Raw genomic sequence first — 18585 nt, 5'->3', positions numbered from 1 at the left:
CTCAGTTGCTGCGTTGGAGCGGCACGCCTGCCCAACCGGAATCGATCAGGTTGTGCAGCTCCGGTTCGATCTCGATGACCAGGTCGCGCAGCAGCCAAGCCACCTGCGTCACGCAGGTGCTGTTGATGCCGTGCTCACGCTGCGCCCGCTGCAGCACCATCAGGACCGTCGCCGCCGTGAAGCCATCGAGGCGCAGGACCAGCGCCTTCGTTCGGGCGCGCATCATCGCCTCGATCTCGGGCTCAGTCGGCTCGCGGACGAGAAGCGCGCCGAATGCTTGCGTGCTCTCAAGCCCCATCGTGCGCCTCCATGGAGCGCTGCAGCTGCTTCTCGTCGCGCGCGGCGCACTTGCTGCAGAGATCCGGTTCCACCCAGTGGCAGCCGACGCCGTTGTCATCGCAGGCATGCTGGTCGGTGCAGCCGCATTCGCGGCATTCCAGCGACGCGCGCGCCATGTCCATCACCCAGGACGTCGGCACGATCTGGCCGTCCAGCTCGTGGTGCGTCTCGCGCCGGTCCTCGCGCTTGGCGCAGAACACGCGGTGCCCATGCCGGCGCAGCTTCAGCACGGCGTCGTAGGCGGCGGGCGTGAGGCCCAGCTCCGTATCGTGCAGCCGGACCCTCATGCCGCCTTCTCCAGCTTCATCTCGTTGGGAGTGACGGCGAACTGCTCGCCCGCGCTGGCGACCTTGACGCCGGGCACTTCCGCCGCCAGCTCCGGCCAGCGCAGCATCGCCTCGCGGTCGATTGCGTGCTTGATGCGCAGGAACTTCTCGAACTGTTTCGGTGCCTCCTTCAGCCAGGCCAGCACCTTCTTGGCACCCTTGATCGTGACCTTCTTGGGTCGCAGTCTCCACGCCACCTCGCCGTTGCCGAAGCGGTAGGACTTGGTCTTGCCGCCGCCTGTGAGGCGCTCTCGATGGGCGTTGCAATAGCCTTCGATCGCGCCGTGAAGAGCCGCGAGCCGCTGGCGGTGCGGCTCAGCCTGGGTCTCAAAGTCCGCCTTCGCCTTGGCGAGCGCATCGTTCATCTCGGCTTCGAGCTTCACCAAGTAGCGGTGCAGCTCGCCCAGCGCGAGGATATAGCTGTCGCATTCGATGTCGTCGGCCGGCGCGTCGACCGCCGGCAGCTTCGCCTTCTTCGCCATGTCAGGCCTCATCGTCCGGGAACCAGCCGCGCGGCAGCGTGATGGTGAGCGCCTGGCCGCTGACCTCGCTGTCGCACTCGATGAAGCCCGCAGGCTCCAGGCCCTTCATCTGGACGGCGTTCCACCACGGGCGCGTCGCGATGGAGAAGTGGCTGGCCTGGCGGCCGTGCTCCCCCAGCTTCCAGCCGCGCGGCGCTGGCGCCAGACGAACCTTGCCCGCGTCCTCCTCCGTGCCAGCCTGGATGCCGATGACGCCACCGAGTTTCCACTTGAGCTTGCCGGCGAGTGTCGCGTCGACGGCGAGGGTCAGCCGCGTCTTGCCCTTCTTCGGGAACGCGAGCTTGGCGGATGCCCCCCCAGGCAGCGTGTGGCCACGGCTGATGGTGATGAACGGCATGATCTCCTCCTCTCAGTTGGCTGCGCGGGCCAGCGCCAGCGCACGCGTGTTGAATGGATCGTCTGCGCCGGCCCACGGCGCGAAGCGGCCCGCGCTCACGACCAGCGTTTCGCCGTTGCGGATGGCGCTGTTGAGGCCGACCAGGCGCGCGCCATCGTCGTCGATCAGAAGGACCGGGCCGCCGGAGTCGCCCGGCCTGATGGGGCAGCGCGTCGTGAAGAAGGCTTCGCCCCACACGTCCAGCAGCGCGCAGCCGGTGTGCTCGACCAGCATGTTTGGATCGGCGAAGCCGAAACTTGCCAGGCGCGCGCCCTGCGCGACCGCCTTCTGGATCTGGACTTTGGTCATCGGCGCGACCGCGATCGGCGCGATCGGCATCGGTGCCGTGCGGATCAGCGCCCAGTCGCGCGCCACTTCGACGGGGCTGACCTCGGCACCATCGGTGAAGCCACCGGCGGCCAGGATCTCCTTTCCGCGCCAGGCGTGGTTGACGCCAACCGGCACGAACACCAGGTCGCCCGCATCGGCGCCCTGCAGGCAATGACCGGCTGTCGCCACCAGGTTCGCCTGCACCAGCACGCCCGTGCAGACGGTGTTCGCGTGCCGGTTCGCGATGTGCATGATCGCCGCGCGCCAGTCGCCGCCGGCATAGCCGGCCGGTGCGCCCGCTGGCTGCGCAGCGGCGCACCCAGCGAGCAGCAGACCAGCGATGACGGCGGCGAAGCGCATCAGGCGGCGTCCTCCTTCGTTGCGAGGAAGGCGCGCAGCCCGTCGCGCACGGCTCCCGCCGCGCCGATCGGATCCAGTGAGAACGCCTGCCGCGCCAGCTCGTCGATCTCGCTGTCGATCGATGGTGCGCATCGCGCGACCGCGCGCTCGGCCGCCAACACGGCCGGATCGCGCACCGCGGACTCGCACCGGTCTACCTGGAAACGCAGGTCCGGATCGCGTCCAATGCGTTCCTTGATGGTGTTCACGGCATGGAGGATGGTCGTGTGATCGCGCTCGAACGCCCATCCCAGCCGCGTCAGCGAAAAGTTCGTCGCGCGGTGGGCGAGATACATCGCCACCATGCGCGGCGTTGCCGTTCGCAGGTCACGTCGCTCCGAGAGCATCTCGGCCACCGCGATTCCGAACTCCTCGGCCACGATGGCGCAGATGCGACCGCACTCGGACCAACGCTGCGTCTGCGCAGGCGGGCGTTTGCGGGCTGCAGTCACGGCCGCTTGCCTCCCGTCATCGGCACGACGTTGGGTCCCCAGCCCCACGGCGGCTCCTTGCAGATCCGCGGATCACGCGGCACCACAGCGTTCTCCAGCGCGCGCACGTCGTTGCGGATGCCGAGCAGGTTGGCGTAGAGCGTGTCGAACGCCTGCCCGTCGATCGTCACCTGCGGCACCCCGACGTGCTCTTCGAGGTGCTTCAGGAGGTTCGTGATGTCTCCGCTGGCGCTCACGACGCGGCCTCCTGCTGGTCGATCGCTTCGCCCTGCAGCTCTTCCCAGGCCGCCTTGATATGCTGCAGCGTGGTCGAACCGCCGCCTGCGAGCACGGCCGCCAGGCGCAGGACCTTCACCACCATGCGCAGAGCGCCGGGCCGCCGGCTGATGGCCTCCAGCTCGCGCAGCTCAGGCGTGCCCTTGACCTTGAAGGCGGCGGCCATCGCGTGAACGTCGCCGGCGACCGGCCGCACCAGGGCGAGCCGCTTGCCGACGCGGCTGAAGAGCTGGGCGAAGCCGTTGTTGCCGCCGCGATAGAGGTTGTTGAACACCGCCGCGTTGCCGCTCAGGACCAGCCCGATGCCGGTGGCGTCGTGCAGGGAGCGCGCCGCTTCCAGCGCCTGCTTGGTGAGGTGCTGGGCCTCGTCGATGACGAGCAGCCCGCCCGTATCCTGGATGTGCCGCAGGATCGCGCGCTGCAGCTTGGCCGGGTGCAGCGGATAGTCCCGGAAGCCGAGGGCAATGGCGATCTCTTCGAGAAGCAGCGCCACGCCTGCGGTCGCCGGCGTCGCGGTCACCACCCACACGTTCACGTTCCTCTCGCGATACCGCCGGATCGTGGTGGTCTTGGAGAGGCCGGCGCCGCCATAGATCACGGCGATGTCGCCGACGTGCTGCGCGTAGGCGAGCGCGTCATAGATCCGCTTCGCCGTCGGTGCCTCCACCCAGCTCGGGGCGTGCGGCAGCACCGCGTTGATGCGCGCGTTCTCGTCGCGGCTCTTCAGCCACTTGACGAGCGATGCGCCGACCTTGTTGCTGTCGCCGCGATAGGAATCGCTGAGCCACTGGCTGATGACGGAGGTGCTGTGGCCGGTTTCGCGCGCCAGCTGGGCCTGGCTGATCTCTTCCTTGGTCATCAGCGCGCGCACGCGCTCGCGCAATTCCGCCTGGTTGAGCGGCACGACGACGGTGTCGGCCGGTTTTTGCTCGATGGCTTGCTTCATGGTAGGTTGCCTTCTGGTTTGGGTTGCTAGGCTCAGACCTGCCGGTTCCCCTCATCAGGAAAGTCGGCATCGACATGGGCCGGGACCTCACTCCCGGCCCTTGTTCCTTCCAGCTCTTCGAAGTCGTCGGCCGCCGTCATCAGCACGCGCGCGAGCTGGCGCGCAGACGCCGACGTGATCTCCGATTGCACCTGGATTCCGGCGGGCGATTGCAGCGTGAGCAGCACGCCGTGCTCGTCGACCGCGACGTAGGTCCTGCCGCCGACCGTGCAGACGCTCGTCATGATGCGGCCGTCGATCATGGTCATGCCTCCTTGACCAGGCCGAGCTTGCGCATGCCGTCCGCGAACAGGCGGTCGCGCTCTTCGGCGGTGATGCGTGGCTGATCCGGCGCTTGGCTTGCGAAGCCGAGGGGTCGGATGACGTTCGCCGCCGGCGCCGGCGGTTCCGGCGTCTTGGGCAGCAGCGCGGCGACCCGCGCCGCATCCATGGTGCGCTCGGCCTGCAGCAGCTCGCGCTGCGCCTTGGTCCAGCTCTTGCGCGCGCGGGCGTGCTCGCGCGCCGCCTCGATGTCGTTGAAGCCGGCCAGCTCCTGGCACTCGGCAGCGCACAGGTAACGGCCGTCGAGCCCATAGACGTGGATCGGATCGGCCAGCCGCTGCGGATCGAAACGCGCGATGACCTTCTTCCCTGCCATGCGCGCGAGCGCCGGCGCATCGCTCCAGTACATGTTGCCGAACAGGTGGATCGCGGCCGTGTCCGCCCGTGCCGTCACGCCCTCAGCCGCCAGCAGCAACAGGCGCAGCTGCTCCTCGGTCGCCTTGCGGATCGGCGCGCGGGAATACGACTCAGCGAAGGTCGCGTCGAAGCTGCGGCCGGCGCACACCGGCGAGCGACGGCCGTCACGCCGGTTGAGCGCGCGCATGCGATCGTCGACCAGCGCGATGAACGCGTCGAACGGCACCGTGCGGCTGTCGTAATTCTCTGGCTTCTTGTCGGCGCTGCCGCCGGTGTAGGCGCCCTCGCACAGCGGGTGCTTCGAGATCTCTTCGATGACGTCCTGGAAGCCGCGCTCGATCGGCTTGGACTGGCCGCTGTAGGGATTGGTCCAGTGGATCTCGACGCCGAGCTGCTTGAACACGCCGTCCGGCTCTTCCTCGCGGAACTTGAAGCGGTAGCGGTTCGGGATGCCACCGGTGTTCCACTTGCTCGCGAAGGCGCGGCCGTTGTCGAGATAGGCCTGCGCCGGCAGGCCATAGGTCCGGCACACGTCGCTGAAGCTGAGGCGCACCAGCTCGGCGCATTCCGTTGCGGCGATGCGCCAGCCGACCCACTTGCCGGAGTAGATGTCCTGCCAGGCCAGCAGCGTCGGCCGGAACTTTTTGCCGTCGCGGTCGCGCACGAACACGTCGAAGCGATGGCCGTCACCGTTGATCGCTTCGAGCGCGTGGAACACCGCATGATCGCGGCGCTGCGCAGGGAACGCGCGCTTCAGCGCGTCCGGTCCACCGCGCGCGAGGCGCTGCAGGGCCGGCGGCAGCTCGCGCGCCAAGCGCCGCTGCAGCGTGCGCAGCGATGGGATGGTCCAGCCGTGCGCGGCCGCCGCTTCTTCGAGCCGTCGATAGCAAGGCTCCGCGCGCGGCTGCGACATGCGCAGGAAGTCGCCCTTGAAGAACTCCCACGCGTCCGGGCTGCATTCGGCTGTGTCCGTGCGGCCGGTCCATTTCGGCGCGAGCGCCGGCAGCCAGTCCGCGCGATCGAGGCCGGCGACGAGCTGCTGCCAACGCCGAATGGTCGAGGGATGCTCCTGGATGTGCGCCGCGACTGCGTTGACCGCTTCGAGCTTGCCGCGCCCGCCGGCGATCAGAGTCTCGACTGCGTCGAGCGCTTCGAGCCGGCGCTGCGCGATGTCCTTCAGCTTCTGCGGTTTGCGTTCGAACAGCGCCCACAGGTGCGACCGCCGGGCATCGCTGTCATTCGCCGGCAGCGCAGGCGCGGCGTGCTTCAGCGCGAGCGCCGCCTGCGTCTCCGCCGGCAGGCATGTGATCGGATAGACCCAGCCGCCACCACGCCCGCTGCGCTTCTGGCGCGGCCATGATTCGCGCTTTGCAAGGCGGATGACGCCGCTTTCGGATTGTGGCATGCCGGGCTTGCCGGCCAACTCAGCCGCTGAGGCGTGGATGTTCATGTCCGCGCCCCTCCACGCTGCTGCTTGCGGATTTTCTGTTCGAGCTGCTTCCGGCGCTCGACAGCCTGCAGTTCCTCGTGGCGGGCTTGGGCAAGCTGCGCCATCTCGTCGTCCACGACGACGCGTCCACACTTCGATGCGAGACGGTCTAGCAACCAGGTCGCGCCGGTTGCGCGCACGAAGGCCGGGAGATAGATCAGCGGGAAACGGTAGTCAGTCTTGCTGGCGGCGGTCCACGCATTGAGGAGCGCCACGCTCACGGGGTAGTCCGGATCGTTGCCGAGGAGCCGCTCCATCTCGGTCGCGATGTTGCCGCGCCCGAAGCCGCATTCCTCGATGGCTTGATTGAGCGCCGCGCGCCACTCGCGATCGAAGCTGAGACTGCCGCTCGCGACGGTGGAAGAATCGCCGTCGAAGAGCGTCGCTTGTCGCGGGTCTTGGCGCGCCGGGGAACGCATGTCTAGGCGACCCCCGGAACTTGGACATTGCGACCAAGGGGCGCTCTGCTACGCTGCGGCGAACGGGTCGCATGCAGGCGACGACCAGCGGAGTCGAAGCGCTCTGGAAACAGCTGCTGTGGCTTTAGACCCAGCTCCTTGGCCAGCGCGGTTTCGATGTAGGAGGATGGAGAGAACAATGCAGCACTGACAGCCTGCTGGCTGACGCCGATCTGGAAGGCGAAGCGGCGCAGGTTGGTGCCGCGGACGCGCAGCTGGTAGATCACCCAGTGCCGCCTTTTGGCGGCATCTTTTGGAACGTCATAGGTTGTCATTACGCTTGTCATCTTGGGTCACAGCTATAACACCAGGGAGAGAGATCAGCAACACTAAAGAGTTGGTCAGACTTACCCCATGGTGGGATAGTGACTTTGAATGTGGAAAATGGCGCAGAATCAAAAAGATGAAGAAACTCTGACGCTTGAAGGCCACTCTGACCTAGGCGTCAGGGCTGGGAAGCGGGACTCTGACGGGATAGCCGCCCGGCTCGGACTTGCTCTAGGGAGTGATTCGCCTTTCTCCCTGGCGCGACGGACAGGAATCCGCGACAGCCTGATCCGGAAGTATCTCAAGGGGTCGGAGCCCGGCCTGACCAACGGCCGCAAGATCGCGGATGCGCTTGGCGTTTCGCTGGGCTGGCTGAGCGGCGGCGAACCCGAAATAGCGCGGGATTACGAGCTGGAGATCCAAGCCTGGCAGTCGACCCTGGAGAGCCTGAAAGGCCTCGAAGGCGAGCCGAGCATGGAGGACATCAACGCCCTGATTCGCGTGCTCAGGCAGGGTTTGCAGGCGCGGCAAGAGGTGGAGCAGATCGAGAATCGGCTGCGGGAGAAGATGCCGGAGCACTATGGCGCGTCGGGCGATCAGCGCAACGTGACGCTCGGAAACCGGTCCGACGCGCGTGCTGTGCCGCAGCCGCCGCTTGATCGCAGCGTGTTGCGCGAGGCGCTGCAGCGGTTCTTCCGCGCATGGCTGAAAATGTCGGAGGAGGATGCTGCCGACAATGCCGCCGCTTTCGTCGGGCTATACGAAGAGTGGTTGCGACGGCGTGGGTAAGGAATTGGAAACGAACGTGGGCTGAGAATCCTGACATATTCGAAAGTATAGGTCGGGGTTTTCTATGTCGGGTTGGGAAGAGTTTGAGAAGGCAATGCGCGAGCTGCACTCAAAGAAGAAGCGCAGGGCAGGAGATGGTGGAATGTCGCGATCCGATGCCATACGAGCGGTCGAGGACGGTGTGGCCGAAGCGGGACTTGGGGCCGTCCTGCAGGCATATCTCGCGAGCACGTTCGACGCGCCGAGTCTGCATGTGCTTGATGATGCGCAGCTCGGCCGCGCACTGCTCTTCGTCGCCCAGATGGTGCGCCAGGCGCCGCAGCCGTACGTGCCCTGGCCGAGTGCCCCGTTTAAGGGGGAAGTGCTGTGGATGAAGGTGGACGTCGGCGCCGCCGGCGGCTAGGGGGAGAGTCACATGAGCGACGCTGTCTTCATTGCATATGCGGCTGCGCCGGTGATCGCTGGCCTGCTGGTCGGCGCGGTCGCACAGCTCTGGAAGCGGCGCGTCGGGTTCTACTGGTGGTTCCTGACGACGGCCGCCGGCTATATCGCTGCTTTCGGCCTCGATCGGATTCTGCGCTCGTTAGATGGCTATAGGCAGATGGTCGAGGCCGCTGCCAAGGAGTCCGCTCCCCGGCTCGTTACGATCGAGATCGCCGCCGGTGGTATTCTGGCCGGCTTGGTCATGCTGATCGGCGTCTCCACCCTGCCGCGTTCGAACGCTCTTAAACGCTCCGGTGAAGCCGGGTAGAATGTGCGCAAATCATGTGTCGGGAGAGCGGCCGTTCGGGGGAAAGTGCGCAATCCAAGTGTCAGGCGAACGCGCGCGAGCGGCGCGCCGATTTTTCCGCAACCCCTTGATAGAGCGGACTCCATCCCGCCATGTCCCGCGTCATCCCACGGAATCCCGGATTGCGCAGATCATGTGTCAGCCCTCACTTAAGGCGAGCAGCATCTATCTCAAGCCGCCGCCGAATTGGCGCGCTTGGCTTTCTTCCAGGCGTCGGTGAGGCGGGAGAAGCGCCGCGCCATCTCCGAGATGGCAGCCGTGTCGTCCATCTGGCCGCGCAGCCAGGCATCGGCGGGCTCGGCGAAGATGGTGCGGCCGACGGCGAAGCCTTTCACGATCGGATCGCTGGCGGCCGCCTGGAATGCCTCCTCCAACACATCCTCGCTGGCCTCGAGGCCCAGCAGCACGACACCGCGACAGAACGGATCGCGCGCCCGGATCACGTCCCCGATCTGCTGCCAGGCAGTCCGGGTCGCCTGCGGCTCCAGCTTCCACCAGTCCGGACGGATGCCGAGATCATAGAGCCGGCGCAGGACGGTGGCGACCGTTTCGTCGGTCGACGGTCCGTGCTTGCCGGCGATGATCTCGACCAGCAACTCGCGCCCCGCCGTGCGCGCGGCGTCATAAAGGGTCAACAGCCGCTCCTCCTGCTCGGCACGCAACGCTTCCGGATCGTCCGGATGATAGAAGCACAGACATTTGATGACGTGCGTCACCGGCCATTCGGCGAGATGGGAGCCGAGATCCTCTGTCTCGAACCTGAGAGGGCGCGATCCCGGCCGTTCTACCGGCCGCGCGATCCAGAGGTCATGATCCGCGGCGCGGAACAAGGCCTCGCGGCCATAGGTGCCATCGAGCAGCATCCCGAAGCCTGGCTGCCCGTCGGCAACCTTGGTGGCAGCCGCCACCGCTAGCGCCTTGAATGCGCCGATGCGGGCGCGTGGCACGCCCGCCTTGTCCGCCAGATCCTCCATCTGCGCGCGGTGATCGATGGCGAGCGCCAGCAGGAGGGACCAGCGGCCGCGCCGCGTCGTCGACCAATGAATGTGGTTGAGGTCGGCATCGTACCGTAGCGCGCGATGCTTGCTGCCATGCTCCAGGAAGTATTGCAGCTCCGTCCAGGTCGGGATCTCCGGCGAGCAGAGCAGGCGTGATACCGCGAAGGCGCCGCAGGCGTTGGCCCAGGTCGCGCAGGTCTCCAGCTTCTCTCCGGTCAGCCAGCCGCGCAGGAAGCCTGACATGAAGGCATCCCCCGCGCCGAGCACGTTGTAGACCTCGATCGGGAACCCGCTGCCGACGATGCCCTGATCGACATCGTCCGGAATTGCATCGGAAAAGACCGCGCAGCCCTTGGGCCCGCGCTTCAGCACGATGATGGCGCTGCTCCTGGCACGGATGTTGCGCAACGCTGTCAACGCGTCCTCGGCGCCGCCGGCGATCTTCACTTCTTCCTCGGTGCCGACGATCAGGTCGCACGCGGGCAGGATCGGCTGCAGATGCTGCGACACCCGGTCGGAGGCTATGTAGCGCGATTCACCCGCGCCGTGCCCGGCCAGGCCCCACAGGTTCGGGCGATAGTCGATGTCGAACACGATCTTCGTACCGTTCTCGCGCGCAATCTTCATCGCTTTGCGCTGCGCCGCCGCCGTGGTTGGCGTCGAGAAATGCGTGCCCGTCACCACGATCGCCCGCGCGCGCTTGATGAATTCCGGATCGACGTCGCTTTCATCGAGCGCCATGTCGGCGCAATCGGTGCGATAGAAGATGAGGGGGAAGCTGTCGGAATCTCTGACGCCCAGAATGACGAGCGCGGTCAACCGCTTGGGATCGGTCCTGATACCGTCGACGGCGACGCCTTCACGGGCCATTTGCTCGCGGATGAAGCGGCCCATATGCTCATCGCCGACGCGCGTCAGGATGGCGGATTTGAGACCCAGGCGCGCCGCGCCGATGGCGATGTTGGAGGGGCAGCCGCCGACCGACTTGGCGAACGTGCCCATGTCCTCGAGGCGGCCGCCGATCTGCTGACCATAGAGATCGACCGAGGAGCGCCCGATGGTGATGACGTCAAGGTCTTGGGCCATATGGCCTTCCTGCCCAGTGCGGAGCGCGGTCCATCGCTTCCCCCGTCAGCGCGCCGCAAGGACGCACCATCTCGACGCGCTGCTTGACGTTCGCGCTTGCCCTAATGAAACAAACATTCTATTTTCTGTCAATAACGGAATGTCTGGTATTTGTAGGGAGGACATCCATGCGGGTCGGGCTTTTAGGTGCTGGCCGGATCGGCCAGATTCACGCGCGTTCCGCCGCCGCGCACAAGGTTGCGAAGCTGGCTACGGTCTTTGACGTGGATGCCAAAGCGGCCGGTGCGATTGCGACCGAAACCGGCGCGAGCGTCGCCAAGGGCATTCCCGAGATCATGGACGACAAGAACATCGAAGCGGTGCTGATCTGCACGCCGACCGACACCCATGCCGATTTGATCGAGCAAGCCGCGAAAGCGGGCAAGGCGGTGTTCTGCGAAAAGCCGGTGGACTTGTCCGCGGAGCGTGTGCGGGCTTGCTTGAAGGTCGTGGCGGACACCAAGGCCAAGCTGATGATCGGCTTCAACCGCCGCTTCGATCCGAGTTTCGCGACCCTGAAGAAGCGGCTGGAAGCGGGCGAGGTGGGCAAGCCGGAGATCGTCACCATCCTGTCGCGCGATCCCGGGCCGCCGCCGGTCTCCTACATCAAGCATTCGGGCGGCCTGTTCCGCGACATGATGATCCACGATCTCGACATGGCGCGCTTCCTGTTGGGCGAGGAGCCGGTGGAAGTCTCGGCCATGGCCGCGTGCCTGGTCGATCCCGCGATCGGCCAAGTTGGCGATGTTGATACCGCGGTGGTGACGCTCAAGACCAAGAGCGGCCGCCTGGCGCAGATCTCAAACTCGCGGCGCGCCACCTACGGCTACGACCAGCGCATCGAGGTGCATGGCAGCGGTGGCATGTTGCGGGCCCACAATCAGCACGCGACGACGGTCGAGAAGGCGACTGCCGAGGGCTTTGCGTCGGATCCTGCGCTCCATTTCTTCCTGGAGCGCTACACCGCCGCCTATCGCGCGGAGATGGACACTTTCGTCGCCGGCGTCACGGAAGGCAAGCCGCTCTCGCCAACGGGCGAGGATGGATTGAAGGCATTGATCCTGGCCGATGCGGCGGTGGAATCCGTGAAAACAGGGAAAAGCGTGCGCGTAGGCTAAGGCCTACGCCGCGCTCTTCTGCACGGGGGCGCATTGCGGCACGTTGGCGAGCCGCGTGCCGACTTTGCCGAGCAGATCGACCAGCTCGCGCAGGCGCCTGCCTTCCTCGGTCAGATCGTATTCCACGCGCGGTGGCACTTCCGGGTAGACCGTGCGCTGCAGGAGTCCGGCTTTCTCCAACGCACGCAGATCGAGCGTCAGCATGCGCTGCGAGATGGACGGCATGGCGCGGCGCAATTCGCTGAAGCGCCTCTTGCCGTCCAGCAGATGATAGATGAGCACGATGCGCCAGCGGCCGCCGAGCAGGCGAATGGCGTCTTCAACCGGGCAGCCCGATACACTCTCTTTCATCACGAACCTCGGTATAAAAATTGTTCCCGTCTCACAAATTAGTGCCGTCTTCACAAGTAGCACGGCCAGCGCCACGTTCAATCCCGTTGAGAGCAAGCAGTCAATTTTCGGGAGTTTGAATCATGGAACCGGTGTTGTTCTACGGCGTGCCGCATGGTTGTTCTTTCGGATCGATCGTGGCGCTGGAGTGGTTGGGGCAACCTTACCGCCTCTGCCGGATCGAGATGCTGGCGCCGAAAGATGAGCGCTACCTGCGCATCAATCCCAAGCACCTGACGCCGACCCTGCTTATGGAGAATGGCGAAGCGCTCGGCGAAAGCCTCGCGATCCTCCTCAATATCGCCGCGCGGGATCTAGGCCAGCGTCTCGGCTTCCTGCAAGGCACGCGCGCGTTCGACCGCCTCAACAGCGTGCTCGCGTTCCTTCATATGGAACTACACGGCGCCTTCGCGCCAGCCTGGACCGCCTACAAGCTGCCGGAGGACGCGACGAAAGAGAAAGAGATGCTGCGGAACTTGGCACGCGAACAGGTGGCCAAGGCCTATGTGCATGTCGAGCACTTGCTTTCAAGCAGTGCGTGGCTGGCGGGCGATGTCCGGACAGTTGCCGACGCGTATCTGGCTGGCATCGCGCGCTGGGGCGAAGATCTGCGCCTGTTCGATCTCGGCAAGGAGTATCCACGGCTCTACAAGCACCTGCAGAAGCTGGAACACGACAAGGCCGTCATCTTCGCGCACGCGATCGAGGACGCGAAACCGACCACCAGCAGCGGTCACTTCCTGGGGCACGTCACGCTGGACGATCTGCAGCCGCGCTTGGCTGCGTGACGTCGCCTGCTCCTACCCCGTCGCCCCCAGCGCCACCACGAGCGACTGCGCGAGGCACATCGAGGCGCCGAGCGAGCGGAAGTCGTGCACCGCGGCGTCCTCGACATAGAACACCACGTCGCATTGCGCGGTGAGGGGGCTCAAGGGCTGGTCGGTGATGCCGACGACCGGCACCTTGCGCTGGGCGGCAAAGGTGACGGTCTCGACCACGCGCGGCGTATAGTCGGCGTAGGTGACGGCGACCAGTGCATCCCGCGGGTCCATCAGTTGGCGCTGCTCCTGGTCCATGCCGCCGATGGCGTCTATCAGGTGCGCGCGCCGGCCGATCTTGCTCAGCGCGTAATAGAGATAGGCGGCGAGCGGGAACGAGCGGCGCTGTGCCACCAGATGGATCGTCTCGGCCTTGCGGAGGATCTGCACCGCGCGGTCGAGGTCGCCGGCCTTGGTCTCCTCGCACAGATGCTGCAGGGCGGCGATGTTGGCTTCGGCGAAGCGGGTCAGGATGGCTTGCGGCCCGTGATCGCGCTGGCCATGCAGCTCCTCGCGCATGGCAGCGATGCGCTCGGCATAGCTTGGCCGGCTCTCGCGGAGCCGCTGCTGGAAAATGCGCTGCAGATCGGAGAAGCCTTCGAAGCCGAACGCCTTGGCGAAGCGGATGAGCGCTGAGGGCTGCACTCCGGCATGCTGCGCGATCACCGCGATGGATTCGATCGCGATCTCGTTGGGATGCTTGAGCGCGAACTCAGCGATCTGCCTTAGGCGCTTGCTGAGAGTCGGATAGCGGGTCGAGATCTCGCGATTGAGTCCCACGACATCGGACGGGACGGCGGACGCCGCGGCGCGGCGCGTGCGTGTGCCCACCGATGTCAGGTTCTTGCGTTTCGGCATGCCCCGCGTCCCCGCTTTTGATGGAAAGACCGCAAAATAGAATAAAAATTCCTCTTGCTTGATACAAACGAAAAATTCCAGAATCCGCAGCCGTCGCCACGGATGCGGCGGTTTCGGAGCGTACTTCATGCCGCAATCCATCGGAATCGGTGTCGTCGGCACCGGCATCATGGGCGCTGCCCATGCCATGGCGTTCAGATCGGCGCCCACGATCTTTGAGACCGCGCTCTCGACCCGCCTCGAGGTCGTGGCGGACGTGAGCCTGTCTGCCGCGCAGCAGGCGGCGCAGCGGTTCGGCTTCCGGCGCGCCGTCGAATCGTGGCAGGAGTTGATCGCCGATCCCGCAGTCGACATTGTCTCGATCACCACGCCCAACGCGCTGCATCACGACATCGCCATTGCCGCGCTGAAGGCCGGCAAGCATGTCTATTGCGAGAAGCCGCTGGCCGCGAACCTAGCGGCGGCGGAGGAGATGGCGGCAGTCGCGCGCTCTGCAAAAGGCAAGACGCTGGTCGGCTACAATTACATACGCTCACCCGCGATCGCTTTCGCCAAGCAGCTCATCGCCGAGGGTGCGATCGGCAATGTCAGCTATTTCCGCGGCGTCTGCGACGAAGACTACATGGCGGATGAAGAGACCCCCTATTCCTGGCGCTGCCGGCAGGACATGGCGGGCCTCGGCGCGCTCGGCGATCTCGCCTCGCATCTGGTCAGCATCGCCCACGATCTAATCGGTCCCGTGCGCCGTCTGGTGGCCGACACGCGAATCTTGATCCCGAAGCGCCCGGTGCCGGCCGCCGGCGACGGGACGGAGCGGCGCGACATGAAGGTCGCGTTGAGCGGCGAATACCGCGCAGTGGAGAACGAAGATACCGCCCACGCGCTCTTGCAATTCGACGGCGGAATCATGGGCACGCTGGTGACGAGCCGCGCCCATTGGGGCCGCAAGTCCCACCTCGCGTTCGAGGTGTTCGGATCGAACGGTTCGATCCTGTTCGATCATGAGCGGATGAACGAGCTGCAGATCTACACCAAGGATGCGAGCGACGCGCCGACCAACGGCTATCGCCTCATTCCCATGGGACCGGAGCATCCCTTCTATGGCCGCTTCTCGCCGGCGAAGGGCCACGGCATCGGGTTCAATGATCTCAAGATCATCGAAGTCGCCCATCTGTTGGAAGGCATCGCCGGCAAGGAGACGCTGTCACCCACCATCGGCGATGCCCTGGCGATCGAGAAAGTGCTCCACAGTGTCATCGCCTCAGCCAAGAGCGGGAGTTGGGTGGAGCTGGCCTAGCGGTCGCGCTTGGTCACAGGCGTCCCGCTCTCCTCGCGCACTATGCGGGCTGGCGGCGCAGTGCCTGTCTTGCCCTCCCCAAAATAGATCGTGCGGTGCGGGAACGGCATCTCGATCCCGCGTTCGTCGAACTTCATCTTGAGCCGTCGGTTGTATTCTCGGCCTACGTCCCACTGCCGGATCGGCAGGGTCTTGATGCGGCCGCGGACGACGACGGCGGAGTCCTCGAAACGATCGACGCCAAGGATCTCGATTGGCGCGATGATATCGGGGCCGAGTGTCGGATCCTCGCGCAGTTCGGCATCGACCTCGCGCATAATGGCGACCACGTCGTCGGTTCTCTCGCGGTAAGCCACCCCGACATCGAGCAGGTAGTACGAGAATTCCCTGGTCATGTTGGTGACGGTCGTGATCGATCCGAAGGGAATTGTGTGCACGTTGCCCGACAAGTCGCGGAGTCGGATGGTGCGGACCGTCATGCCTTCCACCAGGCCGCCCGTGCCGTTGATGTTGACGACGTCGCCGATATTGATCGTGTCCTCGAACAGAATGAACGCGCCGGTGATCACGTCCTTAACGAGCGATTGCGCGCCGAACCCGATCGCAAGGCCCGCGACCCCTGCCCCGGCGAGCAACGGCGCGATGTCTACGCCGATTTCCGACAGGACCACCAGCGTCGCCATCACCGCGATCACGATCATGAGCGCGTTGCGGATCAGCGGCAGCAGGGTCCGCATGCGTGCGGACCGGATGAGCGACGCGCCCGAGGTGTCGCGCCTGTTGAGGTGCGCGGTGATCAGGCCGTTCGCCACCTCCCAGGCGGCGAGCGAGATCACTAACACGACGGCGATATCGAACAGCCGGCCGAGGATATTGCGGCCCGTATCGCTGAAGAGGATGGCGGTAACGCCGACCTGCCAGGCGGCCAGGATGACCAGGATTGCTACAATCCGGATGGCATAGACCAGCACTCGCCGCAGGATGGGCAGGTAACGGCTGGTGCGAGCGGCCACGAATGGATAGCGCGCCACCAAAGGCGCATCGAGCCCGGAGAAGCGATCCAGGAGTCGCGGCACCCAGTACTCGCCCGCGACCAGGAGGCCGATCACCAGCACTGTGAGAACGGTCGCGCGCAGGAGATAGAGGAATCCGCCCGCTATATTGAATGCCCAGATCAGATAAACGCCCGCCAGGTAGGCGATCGCCGCAACGTGCCAGATCTCGGCCGCGCGGCCGCGCGCGATCCGCCGACCGCCTTCGGCCGGCCCGCCCCGGATCCAATACGCGACCGTTTCCCTGTTCTGCAGGACCAGGACGATCAGCAGGGCCGCCACGATCAGCCCGACGATCTTGGCGCCAATCGCATATCCCGACGGCGGCAGTCCCAGGAGCAGGGCGGCCTGCAGCAGCACATAACCCCACGCGATGACCACGATCAACCGGCGCGACCAGACGTAGAGATAGACGGCGGTGGCATCGCTGAGCGGGAAGAGCCGCAATCCGGGCTCCATAGGGCTGAACACGAATCGCGCTGCGACTGCGCCAGCCATCGAAATCAGCGTCGCGTTGATGAAAGCGAGCAGCGCTACGCGCGCCGTTGGTATAGGCGCCGTCCACCCGGCGACGCCGAAAGCAACCAGCCCGAACGCGATGACTGGCAGCATCTCCAGGAGCAGCCGCGCGGCGGAGAAGCGGATGCGCCGGAACAGCCGGTCGCCGGCGCGCTGGGCCAGGCGATGCCGGGCGGCCCTGACGAGGACTGCGATGACATAGGCAACGAGGAATCCGGCACCGAGGCTGAGGACGAGATCCCAGCCGACGTCGATCCACATCGCGCGCCGCATTGGATCGGTGGCTTGAATCTCGAGCCAGGACAGGAGTTGCCCGGAGGCACCAAAGCCTCGTCCCAGATCTTCCAATGTCTGGCTGAATTGCTCGGACCCGCTCGACAGCGTGTCGAGAATGCGCATCCCGATGCGCGGCTGCTCTTCGGGCGCAGGTTCAGGCTGCTGAACTGCGAGCAGAGTCTCTATCTGCTTTTCGAGCTCCTCGCGCTTGGCAGGGTCGCGCAGGGTGTCCAGCATGTTCTGAAGATCTTCACGCGTGCCGCTGGCCGGCGCGGCTTGTTTGTCGCCGGGCGTTGCGGTGGGCTCAGGAGCTGGAGCCGGCGAGGGTGTTTGCGCGTTCGCGTGCGGAACGGCAATGCTGAGCGCGAGAGTGGCTAGAATGGCGACGAGCCACCCTTTCAGCAGCCGCGAGATTTTCATGGCAACTCCACAAAGAGAAGGCGGGCGGGGCGATCTCTCGCACCCGACCCGCACCTCAGCGTTGCTGGGTATGCTCGGACAAAACATACCCGTAGCCGCCGAGTCATCAAACAATTTAGGGGATAAATCCGTTGCAGGCTCGAAAACTCATATAATAGTGTAACGGCCCGAAGGGAGGCCCCATTGCGCAATCTCGGAAAGACCCCGCTTCGTGTCACCGAAATAGGCTTCGGCGGCGCGCCGCTCGGCAACCTGTTCGCGGTCGTCACCGATACCGAGGCCCAGGCCAGCCTCGCCACCGCTTGGGAGAATGGCTGCCGTTTCTTCGACACCGCGCCGCTCTACGGCTACGGGCTCAGCGAGCGGCGCGTCGGTGATGCGCTGCGCGAGAAGCCGCGCGATCGGTATGTGCTGTCCAGCAAGGTTGGGCGCCTGCTGCGGCCCGGCACGCTTGGGCGCGGTGACGGCACGGATTTCAAGTCGCCGATGCCGTTCTACGCGGAGTTCGACTATTCCTATGACGCGACCATGCGCTCGATCGAGGATTCGCTGCAACGCCTCGGGCTCGATCGCATCGACGTCGCGCTAATCCATGACGTCGGCCGCGACTGGCACGGCGATCAGCAGCCGGCCATGTTCCGCCAGGCGATGAGCGGCGCCGCCAAGGCGCTGGCGGAACTGAGGGCGGCCGGTCGGATCGGTGCCATCGGTCTCGGCGTGAACGAGTCAGACGTGTGCGAGGAGGCGCTGGAACACGGCGACTTCGACTGCTTCCTGCTCGCCGGCCGCTACACGCTGCTGGAGCAGGCGCCGCTCGACCGCTTGTTCCCGGCGTGCCAGAAAAGAAATGTCTCCATCATCATTGGCGGTCCGTTCAATTCGGGCCTACTGGCGCGGGTCGGGCAGCCGGACGCGACCTACAATTACGGCGCTGTCCCACCGGAGATCGCACAGCGCGCGGCCGCTCTGCATGAGGTCTGCGGCCGTCATGGTGTGCCGCTGCCGGCCGCTGCGTTGCAGTTCCCGCTGGCGCATCCCGTGGTGGCATCGGTGATCCCGGGCGCCCGCAACACGGCGGAAGTGGCGAGCCATTGGCAGTGGGCACGGCTCAGGCTGCCAGCCGCCTTGTGGGAAGATCTGCGCGAGCGCGGCCTGCTGCACCCCGAAGCACCGGTGCCTCAAGGTCCCGTTCTCTAG

At 65.6% G+C, this 18585-nt stretch carries 23 protein-coding genes; 7 read left to right on the top strand and 16 right to left on the bottom strand.

Annotated elements, in window-relative coordinates; translation table 11 throughout:
• Nucleotide 1 precedes the first annotated feature (1 nt).
• The 12 genes from DTX69_RS08610 to DTX69_RS08555 are packed head-to-tail and all read right to left on the bottom strand — an operon-like array spanning nucleotide 2 to nucleotide 6946.
• Nucleotides 2–298 (bottom strand): hypothetical protein, encoded by a 297-nt coding sequence (locus tag DTX69_RS08610; RefSeq protein WP_119301112.1) that lies wholly within the window; start codon nucleotides 296–298, stop codon nucleotides 2–4.
• Nucleotides 288–626, bottom strand: a complete 339-nt coding sequence (locus tag DTX69_RS08605) for a hypothetical protein (protein WP_119301111.1) — start codon at nucleotides 624–626, stop codon at nucleotides 288–290. The genes DTX69_RS08610 and DTX69_RS08605 overlap by 11 nt, the downstream gene beginning before the upstream one ends.
• On the bottom strand, nucleotides 623–1147 hold the full coding sequence (locus tag DTX69_RS08600; protein ID WP_162917007.1) for a host-nuclease inhibitor Gam family protein: 525 nt from the start codon (nucleotides 1145–1147) through the stop codon (nucleotides 623–625). Before DTX69_RS08600 ends, DTX69_RS08605 begins: the two co-directional genes overlap by 4 nt.
• A 1-nt stretch (nucleotide 1148) precedes the next feature.
• Nucleotides 1149–1544: a hypothetical protein gene (locus DTX69_RS08595; RefSeq protein ID WP_119301109.1), complete on the bottom strand. Its 396-nt coding sequence runs from the start codon at nucleotides 1542–1544 to the stop codon at nucleotides 1149–1151.
• Between the two features lie 12 nt (nucleotides 1545–1556).
• Nucleotides 1557–2273: a trypsin-like serine peptidase gene (locus DTX69_RS08590; protein ID WP_162917006.1), complete on the bottom strand. Its 717-nt coding sequence runs from the start codon at nucleotides 2271–2273 to the stop codon at nucleotides 1557–1559.
• Entirely contained in the window at nucleotides 2273–2764 is a 492-nt protein-coding gene (locus DTX69_RS08585) for a helix-turn-helix domain-containing protein (RefSeq protein ID WP_162917005.1), read from the bottom strand. The genes DTX69_RS08590 and DTX69_RS08585 overlap by 1 nt, the downstream gene beginning before the upstream one ends.
• Nucleotides 2761–3000, bottom strand: a complete 240-nt coding sequence (locus DTX69_RS08580) for a hypothetical protein (protein ID WP_119301106.1) — start codon at nucleotides 2998–3000, stop codon at nucleotides 2761–2763. The genes DTX69_RS08585 and DTX69_RS08580 overlap by 4 nt, the downstream gene beginning before the upstream one ends.
• Complete coding sequence (locus tag DTX69_RS08575; RefSeq protein WP_119301105.1) at nucleotides 2997–3986, bottom strand: AAA family ATPase; 990 nt, start codon at nucleotides 3984–3986, stop codon at nucleotides 2997–2999. The genes DTX69_RS08580 and DTX69_RS08575 overlap by 4 nt, the downstream gene beginning before the upstream one ends.
• Before the next feature lie 32 nt (nucleotides 3987–4018).
• The gene (locus DTX69_RS08570; protein ID WP_162917004.1) at nucleotides 4019–4288 is read right to left on the bottom strand and encodes a hypothetical protein; all 270 of its coding nucleotides are present in this window, start codon (nucleotides 4286–4288) and stop codon (nucleotides 4019–4021) included.
• 2 nt (nucleotides 4289–4290) lie between these two features.
• Nucleotides 4291–6174, bottom strand: a complete 1884-nt coding sequence (locus DTX69_RS08565) for a transposase domain-containing protein (protein ID WP_119301103.1) — start codon at nucleotides 6172–6174, stop codon at nucleotides 4291–4293.
• Entirely contained in the window at nucleotides 6171–6632 is a 462-nt protein-coding gene (locus DTX69_RS08560) for a hypothetical protein (RefSeq protein ID WP_119301102.1), read from the bottom strand. The genes DTX69_RS08565 and DTX69_RS08560 overlap by 4 nt, the downstream gene beginning before the upstream one ends.
• A gap of 2 nt (nucleotides 6633–6634) precedes the next feature.
• Entirely contained in the window at nucleotides 6635–6946 is a 312-nt protein-coding gene (locus tag DTX69_RS08555; RefSeq protein WP_162917003.1) for a helix-turn-helix domain-containing protein, read from the bottom strand.
• A 109-nt stretch (nucleotides 6947–7055) separates the two neighbouring features.
• Between DTX69_RS08555 and DTX69_RS08550 the strand changes: the two genes are divergently transcribed.
• The 3 genes from DTX69_RS08550 (at nucleotide 7056) to DTX69_RS08540 (ending at nucleotide 8478) form a co-directional block, all read left to right on the top strand.
• Nucleotides 7056–7727, top strand: a complete 672-nt coding sequence (locus DTX69_RS08550; protein ID WP_162917002.1) for a helix-turn-helix domain-containing protein — start codon at nucleotides 7056–7058, stop codon at nucleotides 7725–7727.
• Nucleotides 7728–7821: 94 nt separating this feature from the next.
• Complete coding sequence (locus tag DTX69_RS08545; protein ID WP_162917001.1) at nucleotides 7822–8130, top strand: hypothetical protein; 309 nt, start codon at nucleotides 7822–7824, stop codon at nucleotides 8128–8130.
• Nucleotides 8131–8142: 12 nt separating this feature from the next.
• A complete protein-coding gene (locus tag DTX69_RS08540) occupies nucleotides 8143–8478 on the top strand; it encodes a hypothetical protein (RefSeq protein WP_119301098.1) in 336 nt (111 codons plus the stop codon).
• 209 nt (nucleotides 8479–8687) lie between these two features.
• On the opposite strand, the gene DTX69_RS08535 is transcribed toward DTX69_RS08540, so the two are convergent.
• Nucleotides 8688–10601 (bottom strand): bifunctional 5-dehydro-2-deoxygluconokinase/5-dehydro-2-deoxyphosphogluconate aldolase, encoded by a 1914-nt coding sequence (locus DTX69_RS08535; protein WP_119301097.1) that lies wholly within the window; start codon nucleotides 10599–10601, stop codon nucleotides 8688–8690.
• A gap of 167 nt (nucleotides 10602–10768) precedes the next feature.
• Here DTX69_RS08535 and iolG point away from each other — a divergent pair, with 167 nt between their 5' ends.
• Nucleotides 10769–11758 (top strand): inositol 2-dehydrogenase, encoded by a 990-nt coding sequence (gene iolG, locus DTX69_RS08530; RefSeq protein WP_119301096.1) that lies wholly within the window; start codon nucleotides 10769–10771, stop codon nucleotides 11756–11758.
• A 3-nt stretch (nucleotides 11759–11761) separates the two neighbouring features.
• On the opposite strand, the gene DTX69_RS08525 is transcribed toward iolG, so the two are convergent.
• Nucleotides 11762–12109, bottom strand: a complete 348-nt coding sequence (locus tag DTX69_RS08525; protein ID WP_119301095.1) for a winged helix-turn-helix transcriptional regulator — start codon at nucleotides 12107–12109, stop codon at nucleotides 11762–11764.
• Nucleotides 12110–12231: 122 nt separating this feature from the next.
• On the opposite strand from DTX69_RS08525, the gene DTX69_RS08520 reads away from it, so the two are divergent.
• Nucleotides 12232–12936 (top strand): glutathione S-transferase family protein, encoded by a 705-nt coding sequence (locus DTX69_RS08520; RefSeq protein ID WP_119301094.1) that lies wholly within the window; start codon nucleotides 12232–12234, stop codon nucleotides 12934–12936.
• 12 nt (nucleotides 12937–12948) lie between these two features.
• Here the strand turns inward: DTX69_RS08520 and DTX69_RS30035 are convergent, their stop codons facing one another.
• On the bottom strand, nucleotides 12949–13824 hold the full coding sequence (locus DTX69_RS30035; RefSeq protein ID WP_162917000.1) for a MurR/RpiR family transcriptional regulator: 876 nt from the start codon (nucleotides 13822–13824) through the stop codon (nucleotides 12949–12951).
• Nucleotides 13825–13951: 127 nt separating this feature from the next.
• On the opposite strand from DTX69_RS30035, the gene DTX69_RS08505 reads away from it, so the two are divergent.
• Complete coding sequence (locus DTX69_RS08505; RefSeq protein ID WP_119301093.1) at nucleotides 13952–15121, top strand: Gfo/Idh/MocA family protein; 1170 nt, start codon at nucleotides 13952–13954, stop codon at nucleotides 15119–15121.
• Here DTX69_RS08505 and DTX69_RS08500 read toward each other — a convergent pair.
• Nucleotides 15118–17388, bottom strand: a complete 2271-nt coding sequence (locus tag DTX69_RS08500) for a mechanosensitive ion channel domain-containing protein (protein WP_162916996.1) — start codon at nucleotides 17386–17388, stop codon at nucleotides 15118–15120. The genes DTX69_RS08505 and DTX69_RS08500 overlap by 4 nt on opposite strands.
• Nucleotides 17389–17571: 183 nt before the next feature.
• Here DTX69_RS08500 and DTX69_RS08495 point away from each other — a divergent pair, with 183 nt between their 5' ends.
• Complete coding sequence (locus DTX69_RS08495) at nucleotides 17572–18585, top strand: aldo/keto reductase (RefSeq protein ID WP_119301091.1); 1014 nt, start codon at nucleotides 17572–17574, stop codon at nucleotides 18583–18585.

The organism is Dongia deserti (genome assembly GCF_003574735.1).
In the GTDB taxonomy this organism is placed as follows: Bacteria; Pseudomonadota; Alphaproteobacteria; order Dongiales; family Dongiaceae; genus Dongia_A; species Dongia_A deserti.
Note: the sequence above shows the minus strand (reverse complement) of the source record. Positions and strands in the feature narration are given on the sequence as shown.